General features: G+C 47.6%; 9 protein-coding genes. 7 read left to right on the top strand and 2 right to left on the bottom strand.

The features are described 5' to 3' along the window. Positions 1 to 348 precede the first annotated feature (348 nt). From Q338_RS11110 to Q338_RS11140, 7 genes are all read left to right on the top strand, one after another. Positions 349 to 1,656 carry a homoserine dehydrogenase gene (locus Q338_RS11110; protein WP_034295411.1) on the top strand — a complete coding sequence of 436 codons (1,308 nt, stop codon included), beginning with the start codon at positions 349 to 351 and terminating at the stop codon, positions 1,654 to 1,656. After that, positions 1,649 to 2,116 carry a hypothetical protein gene (locus tag Q338_RS11115; RefSeq protein WP_051968627.1) on the top strand — a complete coding sequence of 156 codons (468 nt, stop codon included), beginning with the start codon at positions 1,649 to 1,651 and terminating at the stop codon, positions 2,114 to 2,116. The genes Q338_RS11110 and Q338_RS11115 overlap by 8 nt, the downstream gene beginning before the upstream one ends. 93 nt (positions 2,117 to 2,209) lie before the next feature. Next, positions 2,210 to 3,085 carry a hypothetical protein gene (locus Q338_RS11120; RefSeq protein ID WP_034295413.1) on the top strand — a complete coding sequence of 292 codons (876 nt, stop codon included), beginning with the start codon at positions 2,210 to 2,212 and terminating at the stop codon, positions 3,083 to 3,085. Between the two features lie 167 nt (positions 3,086 to 3,252). Continuing rightward, positions 3,253 to 4,047, top strand: coding sequence for a 3'-5' exonuclease (locus Q338_RS11125; RefSeq protein ID WP_034295415.1), 795 nt, complete (start codon positions 3,253 to 3,255; stop codon positions 4,045 to 4,047). Positions 4,048 to 4,241: 194 nt separating this feature from the next. Then, positions 4,242 to 4,676, top strand: a complete 435-nt coding sequence (locus tag Q338_RS11130; protein WP_034295417.1) for a GyrI-like domain-containing protein — start codon at positions 4,242 to 4,244, stop codon at positions 4,674 to 4,676. 27 nt (positions 4,677 to 4,703) lie between these two features. Further along, positions 4,704 to 5,576, top strand: a complete 873-nt coding sequence (locus tag Q338_RS11135) for an ATP-binding protein (RefSeq protein ID WP_034295419.1) — start codon at positions 4,704 to 4,706, stop codon at positions 5,574 to 5,576. A gap of 92 nt (positions 5,577 to 5,668) precedes the next feature. After that, entirely contained in the window at positions 5,669 to 6,172 is a 504-nt protein-coding gene (locus tag Q338_RS11140; protein ID WP_034295421.1) for a phosphatidylglycerophosphatase A family protein, read from the top strand. Between the two features lie 168 nt (positions 6,173 to 6,340). On the opposite strand, the gene obgE is transcribed toward Q338_RS11140, so the two are convergent. After that, on the bottom strand, positions 6,341 to 7,492 hold the full coding sequence (gene obgE, locus Q338_RS11145; RefSeq protein ID WP_034295423.1) for a GTPase ObgE: 1,152 nt from the start codon (positions 7,490 to 7,492) through the stop codon (positions 6,341 to 6,343). 225 nt (positions 7,493 to 7,717) lie between these two features. Beyond that, positions 7,718 to 8,080: an Mth938-like domain-containing protein gene (locus Q338_RS11150; protein ID WP_034295425.1), complete on the bottom strand. Its 363-nt coding sequence runs from the start codon at positions 8,078 to 8,080 to the stop codon at positions 7,718 to 7,720. Positions 8,081 to 8,418: the final 338 nt, after the last annotated feature.

Below are 8,418 nucleotides of genomic sequence, written 5' to 3' on the forward strand. Positions count from 1 at the left end.
TAGGAAGAGGCGTTTGTTGCTTTGGCATCAGGGAAAAACATTGCCAATTTGCTCAAATTACAGGTCTGCCGCATGGCAATGGTGCACAATAAATACACAAAAACAATAATGTGGCTCTTGTGCCATTTGAAAGTTTTGGTTACGATATGGGTAAGTTCGCTCAATTCAGTCATATTGGATTAGTCGTGAGAAAATTAATACGATACCACTGAATTGATGCGGACTTCTTTTTTTATTGTACTTTTTTTGTCGTGTACTGAAAGGCTGCCTGAAAAATATGTTTTCAGGCTGCCTGAAAATCCGCTAAAATCCACCCCATTTTTTACGAACTAAAAACAGGATATTACCATGCAAGCAATCAATATCGGACTACTCGGACTGGGTACAGTAGGCGGCGGTGTCGCCCAAGTTTTGCGCGACAATGCACAAGAAATTGCACGCCGTTTGGGGCGCGATGTGCGCATTATCGCCGTGTGCGACAAAAGCGCAGAACGCGTTGCCGAACTTTGCCCACAAGCGACTTTTGTTGCCAATCCTATGGATTTGGTGGCGCGTGAAGATGTGGATATTGTGGTGGAATTATTTGGCGGCACAGGCATGGCAAAAGAAGCAGTATTGCAAGCCATTCAATTGGGCAAGCATATTGTTACCGCCAATAAAAAATTATTGGCAGAATATGGCAATGAGATTTTCGCATTGGCAGAACAAAAAAATGTGATGGTGCAATTTGAAGCGGCGGTGGCGGGCGGCATTCCTGTGATTAAGGCGTTGCGTGAAGGTTTGGCGGCGAACCAAATTCAATCCATTGCAGGGATTATCAATGGCACCAGCAATTTTATTTTGACCGAAATGCGCGAAAAAGGCAGCGCATTCAAAGATGTACTCGCCGAAGCACAGCGTTTGGGTTATGCGGAAGCCGACCCAACTTTTGATATTGAAGGTCATGACGCGGGGCATAAAATCACGATTATGTCAGCATTGGCATTTGGTACGCCTGTGAATTTTGGCGCGTGCTATTTGGAAGGGATTAGCAAATTAGACAGCCGTGATATTAAATATGCGGAAGAATTGGGCTACCGCGTGAAATTATTGGGCATTACGCGCAAAACCGAGAAGGGCATTGAATTGCGTGTTCACCCGACTCTGATTCCCGAATGCCGCTTGTTGGCAAATGTGAATGGTGTAATGAACGCGGTGCGCGTGAATGCGGACATGGTGGGCGAAACTTTGTATTACGGCGCAGGCGCGGGCGCGTTGCCAACTGCGAGCGCGGTGGTGGCAGATTTAATTGATATTTCGCGCTTGATTACGGCGGATACGGAAAACCGTGTGCCACATTTGGCGTTCCAGCCCAGTCAAGTGGTGCCACAAAATTTTGTCAGCATAGACGACATCAGCAGCAGTTATTATTTACGCGTGCAGGCTGCCGATAAAGTTGGGGTATTGGGAACAATTGCCAGCTTGTTGGCAAAAGAAAATGTGTCCATTGAAGCCCTGATTCAAAAAGCGGTGTTGGACAATAATCAGGCGGAAATTGTGATTTTGACCCACAGTACCATTGAGAAAAACATGAAAGCCGCCATTGCCGCCATTGAAGCACAAGAATGCGTGGCTGCGCCCGTTACCTTAATCCGCATGGAAAGTTTACATGGCTGATTTACCCAAACATACGGAAAATGCGGATAAGCCAGAAAACGAGATTTCAGGCAGCCTGAAAACGGAATTGTCGCCCGAAGAAGTGTTGAAAGCGAAAAAGCGGCGCACTTTGATTATTTGGTTGCGGGTGATTGCGTTGATGTTTGCGGCGTTTTTCTTTTTGAGCAAATGCGGCATGAGTAAATCGGACGCAAAAATTGCGATTATGGAAAGCTGCATTAAAAATGTACCGTTTTCGCCACAATGGCAGGCAGCCTTAAAATCACGCAATTTAGTAGATGGTGGTGAGCGCATGGCGGCAGATTATTGCGTGTGTATGTGGAACGAACCCTTGCAAAAATTGGGCGTGAAACAAATTCAATCGTTTTCCAAAATTTCGCAGGAAGAGCAATTGAATTTGTTGGGCGGCAAGGAAGCGTTTATTCAGCGTGATAAAATGTGCATGGATAAATTAAAATAAGCAAAATACCGATGTTGTTTATGCAGTATGAAAACATCGGTATTTTTTGACGTTTCAGGCTGCCTGAAAATCAATTTATGTGGACAAATAAACATGAAAAAATTAAATAAAGACATCATTTTGAGTAAACTCAAAACCATTCCTGCGGCATTGAAAATTCAAGCGCAAAACGCGCAAGCACGTTGGCGTGCTTTGCCTGTGGAACAGCGTAAAAATGTGATTAAAAGCGTGATGTTGTTTGTGTCGGGCGTGTTGGTGGGGATATTGGTTACTTTGGGTTTGACGCGCGTGGGTGGCGGTGGCGATGATTCGGCGGCAAACAGTGCGTCTGCGGTTGCCAGCGCAAACGCAACCGATTGGGGCGAATTGGTGGGTGGTTTGTGCCAAACGCATTCGCCTGTGAATTTGTTGGCGATGAAATTGGATTTTCCATTTTCTTGTATGCGCGACAATGGGCAAATTGACAAATCTTGTGTACAAAAAGATTTATCGCGTTTTGCGCCCAATTTGCCGCAGCCGTATCAGCAAAATTTGGGGGCTTTGGAAGCGCGTTTGGGGGCGGCGGAAGATGGTTCGGTGGTGATGAATTATTATATTCCCCTGAAAAATGCGTCTTTTCAACAGCTTCCTTTGACGGCTTTGGCGGTGAATATTGCCACGAAACCCAACGCCACCACGCCTTTGGGTTGGCAAACGCCGCATTTGGTGATTCAGGGCGATTACAGCACGATTCAATCGGTGTTGGCGCAATACGCCCCCGCGCCGCAAACGGTGTATTACGCGAATATCCCCGCCAAAAGCGATGCCTTGCCCGGCCCTTTTGCCACGCTGGACGAAGCACGAATCGCCACGCGTAAAGCAGGTGGGCGCACCAGTTTGATTAAGAAACAGCAAGTGGCGTTGCAGGCGAATTTCTTGGAAGGGGTGAATGAAGTGGCGTTGAGTTGTGTGCCACAGGCAGCGAAATAATCTTCAGGCTGCCTGAAATCAAGTTTGCACAGTGGAGTAGGGTGGATTACGCTCGTTCTGTGCCATGTATTATCAGGCAGCCTGAAAACAAGTTTTCCTCTTGTTTCAGGCTGCCTGAATGTTTACAATCGCCATTTCATTATCCAAACTCAAGAAATCAGATTGCCATGACCCCCATACTCGCTTTTGATATTGAAACCATACCCGATGCCGCCGCCATTCGCGTACTCAACCAATTGCCCGACAGCTTGACCGATGCCGAAGTGGTGGAATTTGGGCAACAGCAACGCCGAGCCAAAACAGGCAATGATTTTATGCCCCATCATTTACAACGCGTGGTTGCCATTTCCTGCTGCTTGCGTTGGGGCGACAAAATTCACATTGGCACATTGTGTAAACCCGACAGCAGCGAAGCCGACATCATCAGCGAATTTTTCAAATTGATAGACAAACGCACGCCGCAATTGGTGAGTTGGAACGGAAGCGGTTTTGATTTGCCTGTATTGCATTATCGTGCGCTGGTGCATGGCGTTCAGGCTGCCCGTTATTGGGACATGGGCGATGGCGATTTTGCCGACAGCAAAGATTTTAAATGGAATAATTACATCAGCCGCTACCACAATCGCCATTGCGATTTAATGGATTTGCTTGCTTTGTACGGCGGACGCGCCAATGCGCCGCTAGACGAATTGTCCAAAATCTGCGGTTTCCCAGGTAAATTGGGCATGGACGGCAGCCAAGTTTGGCAAGCCTACCAAGACGGTAAAATAGATGAAATTCGCGATTATTGCGAAACCGATGTGGCGAATACTTATTTGATGTTCCAACGTTTTCGTTTGATGAATGGCGCACTCACGCGCCCCGAATACGAATTGGAAATTGAAAAATTGCGCGAATATTTATACGAAATCGCCGAAGAAAAACCACATTGGGAAGAATTTTTAGAAGCGTGGAATGTGTGATTTTCAGGCAGCCTGAAAGTACGACAATTTTTACAAACACACAAAATGTAGGGTGCGTACCACGCACCAAATCATTCAAAATATTGGGTATTTTGGTGCGTAATACGCACCCTACATAAATTTTGTCCTGTACCCCAAAGGCAGCCTGAAAATAAAATACGCCATATTTGATTGAATGAAATGGAATACGTCCCATGACTGAATACACCCAACTCCACGCCCCCATGCGCATTATGGGCATACAAGCACAATGTGATTTAGCCCACGCCCACGCCACCCTAAACGAATTATGGGCGCGTTGGCAACACGATAAAGCCGAACGCCTGCCATCGTTCACCCTAACCGTGTATTGCGTTTATCAATACGATGACGCGCAACCCGACCAAGTGTTGATTACCATTGGCAGATTGGTGGCGCAAGATTTGCCCTTGCCAGCGTTTGCGCGAGAAACCACCTTGCCCGCGCAAAATTATGTGCGTTACCATGTGCCAAGTGCCATGCCCGAACATCTTTTTGAAACATGGCAAACCATTGAACAAAATCGCGAATTAAATCGCAGTTTCACCACCGATTTTGAAACCTATTCGGTAAACGATATGCCCAAAATTTATGTGGGTGTACATTCATAATTTGCCCATTTGTTAAATAAAAATAAAATGAAAATTGAATATTTAAACACATTAGCCAAAAAAACCTTGTCCGTTTTAAACCGCCTAGACGCGCTGTTGCCGCCCGAAATCGTTGAGCCTGATTGGGACAACACCATCGCCTACCGTTGGCAACGCGCAGGCAATGCAGGGATTTTGCACAGTTTGCCGCGCCCGCATACTTTTCCATTGGCGCGTTTGGCGGCGGTGGACAAGCAAATGGCGCAACTGGTTCGCAACACCGAACAATTTCTCGCTAGCCGCCCAGCCAATAATGTTTTGCTAACGGGGGCGCGTGGCACAGGAAAATCATCTTTAATCAAAGCGTTATTACATGAATATGCCGAACACGGTTTGCGCCTGATTGAAGTGGACAAATACGATTTGGCGACTTTGCCCGCACTTTTGACGGTATTGGCACAACGCCCTGAAAAGTTTATTGTTTTCTGCGATGACCTGTCTTTTGAAGACGGCGAAGATGGCTACAAAACCCTGAAAACTGCTTTAGACGGCAGCCTGTCGCGCCGCACCGATAATGTGCTGGTGTACGCCACGTCGAACCGCCGCCATCTCATGCCCGAATTTATGCAGGACAATGTGGGCAAGGGCGGCGAAATTCACCCCAAAGAAGCGATTGAAGAAAAAGTGTCGCTGTCTGACCGTTTTGGTTTGTGGTTGAGTTTTCATCCCTTTGACCAAAATGAATATTTGGCGGCGGTGGCAAACTGGTTAGCCGATTTTGGTTTGGATTTGGACGACACCGCCCGACACGCCGCGCTCAATTGGGCGCAAATGCGTGGCAGCCGTTCAGGGCGCACGGCTTATCAATTTGCGTGTGATTGGGCAGGGCGGCAGCCTGAACAACGGCAGGTGTTTTTGTGATGTTCAGGCTGCCTGAATTTCATTACCCAAATATGATGATTTAAATTAAAATTTAAAACCATTTTTTAATCAAATAATTATGGAGAAAAAATATGGAAAAAGCACAACTTGCTTTCCGTCCAACTTGGTCGTGGTTGATGGACAATAAAATTGCCTTTGTCGGTTTTGGTTTTGGTGCGGGGCTTGCGCCGAAAGCGGCGGGGACTTGGGGCAGTTTGGTGGGCATGCTGTTGGCGGGCTTATTATTGGGCTGTGGTTTGGGCAAACTGGGTTTGTTTATCTTGGCGGTGGTCGGTTTTGCGGCAGGCGTGTGGATTTGCAAGCAAACCGAATTGGCATTGGGTAATGTCCACGATTATGGCGGCATTGTGTGGGACGAGATTGTGGCGATGTTTTTGGTTTATGCTTTGATTCCACAAGGTTTATTTTGGTGGGTAATTGGGTTTGCCTTATTCCGCTTATTTGATATTTTCAAACCGCAGCCAATTAAATGGGCAGACAGCAAAGTGAGTGGCGGCTTGGGCGTGATGTTGGACGATGTGATTGCGGCGGCATACACCGTATTGGTGGTGGGTGTATTGGCATTGATTTTCTGATGTTTTTTATAGTGAATTCAATTTAAACCACCAGCTCCCTTATGTACTTGGTGTACACGGCGGTCGCTGTCGCCTTGTCCTGATTTAAATTGAATCCACTATAAATAAACAGGCAGCCTGAAAACTAAAAATCTGTTTTCAGGCTGCCTTGTTTTATAATTTACCGAATTATTCTGCCTTAAAAATGCTGGTGTCGGTTTTCACTTGTTCCACTTCGGGCAAGGCGTTTGCGGCTTTTGCGGCTTCTTCGGCTTCGGCGAGCAAGCGTTTTTTCTCGTTCAAATATTGATTGATTTGCTGCACCAAATCTTGCGTGCCTGCGTGGGTCAATGCGCTGATTTTGAACAGGCGTGGCGTTTCCATATCAAATTGGAAACGGTCATCGGGTGCAGGATAATCCCAGCCAATCGCGTCCAAAAAGGCGCGTTCACGCTCGGCGGCGGTTTCATCGTCCAACATATCCAATTTGTTCAACACCAGCCAGCGTGGTTTGTCGTACAAATCTTCATCGTATTTACGCAATTCGTGGATAATCGCCAACGCTTCGCCAGCCGTGTCCACCGTTTCATCAAACGGTGCCAAATCCACAACGTGCAATAGCAAACCTGTGCGCGACAAATGTTTCAAAAAGCGATGACCCAAACCTGCGCCTTCCGCCGCGCCTTCAATCAAGCCGGGAATGTCCGCCATCACAAAACTGTTGTTTTCGTCCATGCGCACCACGCCCAAATTGGGGTGCAAGGTTGTGAACGGATAATCCGCCACTTTCGGGCGTGCGGCGGACACGGCACGAATCAGCGTGGATTTGCCCGCATTCGGCATGCCCAGCAAACCCACGTCCGCCAACACTTTCAGTTCCAGTTGCAAAGTACGCGCTTCGCCGTCTTCGCCATTGGTAAATTGTTTCGGGGCGCGATTGACCGATGATTTAAAATGAATGTTGCCCAAACCGCCTTTGCCGCCACGCGCCACGCACACGCGTTGTCCGTGATGGGTCAAATCCGCCAAAATTTCATCGGTATCCACATCGCGGATTAAGGTGCCGACTGGCATACGCAATTCAATGTCGTCTGCGCCTGCTCCGTAGCGGTCGCTGCCGTGTCCTTTTTCGCCATTTTTGGCTTGGTAGCGTTTCACAAAGCGGTATTCCACCAGCGTGTTGATGTTTTCATCGGCTACGGCAAACACGCTGCCGCCACGTCCGCCATCGCCACCGTCAGGGCCTCCGCGTGGTACGAATTTTTCGCGGCGGAAACTGGCTGCGCCGTTGCCGCCTTTGCCGCCGACTACTTCAATTTTGGCTTCGTCAATAAATTTCATGTTTTCTTTTCTTTCAAATAATTAAATGCTTTTCAGGCTGCCTTTCGGTACACAATCATTTTTACCAAGCTCTAATCATGTAGGGTGCGCCGTGCGCACCAAATGGCTGAATAATTTAAATATTGTGGTGAGTTTGGTGCGCATGGCGCACCTTACTGTTATTTTTGTCGTGTACTGTCAGGCAGCCTGAAAAATATGTCCGTGATTATACGCCAAATTTACCGACTATACCCATAACCAAGCCCACACGCGCCGACCTTCCCCTTGCACCATCGCCAAAGTCCGACACGCCGCCGCCGTGTTCATACATTCCACGCCCACGCCGCGTTGCGCCAATTCTGCCAATACTTTGGGCGACAAAAACGCCTGTGTCGCACCCGTGCCAATAATAATCAACGCCACCCCCGCATTCAAGGCAGCCTGAAAACTCTCCGCCGTCAAATCCGCCACGCTGTTTTCAGGCAGCCTGATAATTTCATCGCCTAAAATAATCGGATAATCATACACTTGCCCAGCTACTTCCAATGCGCCATTTTGATAAGATTGCACCGTGAGCAAATGCCCCAAATCCTGTTCCACAAATTCCATAAACCATTTCCCCAATATGAATAATATAGTCGTAGAAATGAAAATGCAGTACAAGGCGACAACGCCCGCCGTGTACGAATAGTACATAAGGGCGTTGGCAACGCCGTACTGCTTTTTCAGTTCTGCGACTATAAGGCAGCCTGAAACCCTTTTCAGGCTGCCTGTGAATTAAAATTTCACATTATATTTCAACAATGTTTGATTCAAAACCCTGTCATTTTTATCCAATTTCAAGCCTTCCTGCCACACCGTCCGTGCCTTATCTTGCTCGCCCATCAGCCAATAGGTTTCGCCCAAATGCGCCGCCACTTCCGCGCTGGGTTCATTTTTGTAGGCAA

Origin of the sequence: Alysiella crassa DSM 2578 (assembly GCF_000745955.1) — a bacterium.
GTDB classification, from domain to species: Bacteria; Pseudomonadota; Gammaproteobacteria; order Burkholderiales; family Neisseriaceae; genus Simonsiella; species Simonsiella crassa.

Excerpts from the sequence above, each read along its gene's own strand:
- Q338_RS11115 (WP_051968627.1), top strand. The coding sequence starts at position 1,649 with ATGGCTGATTTACCCAAACATACGGAAAATGCGGATAAGCCAGAAAAC.
- Q338_RS11125 (WP_034295415.1), top strand. The coding sequence starts at position 3,253 with ATGACCCCCATACTCGCTTTTGATATTGAAACCATACCCGATGCCGCC.
- Q338_RS11110 (WP_034295411.1), top strand. The coding sequence starts at position 349 with ATGCAAGCAATCAATATCGGACTACTCGGACTGGGTACAGTAGGCGGC.
- Q338_RS11135 (WP_034295419.1), top strand. The coding sequence starts at position 4,704 with ATGAAAATTGAATATTTAAACACATTAGCCAAAAAAACCTTGTCCGTT.
- Q338_RS11130 (WP_034295417.1), top strand. The coding sequence starts at position 4,242 with ATGACTGAATACACCCAACTCCACGCCCCCATGCGCATTATGGGCATA.
- Q338_RS11150 (WP_034295425.1), bottom strand. The coding sequence starts at position 8,080 with ATGGAATTTGTGGAACAGGATTTGGGGCATTTGCTCACGGTGCAATCT.
- Q338_RS11140 (WP_034295421.1), top strand. The coding sequence starts at position 5,669 with ATGGAAAAAGCACAACTTGCTTTCCGTCCAACTTGGTCGTGGTTGATG.
- obgE (WP_034295423.1), bottom strand. The coding sequence starts at position 7,492 with ATGAAATTTATTGACGAAGCCAAAATTGAAGTAGTCGGCGGCAAAGGC.
- Q338_RS11120 (WP_034295413.1), top strand. The coding sequence starts at position 2,210 with ATGAAAAAATTAAATAAAGACATCATTTTGAGTAAACTCAAAACCATT.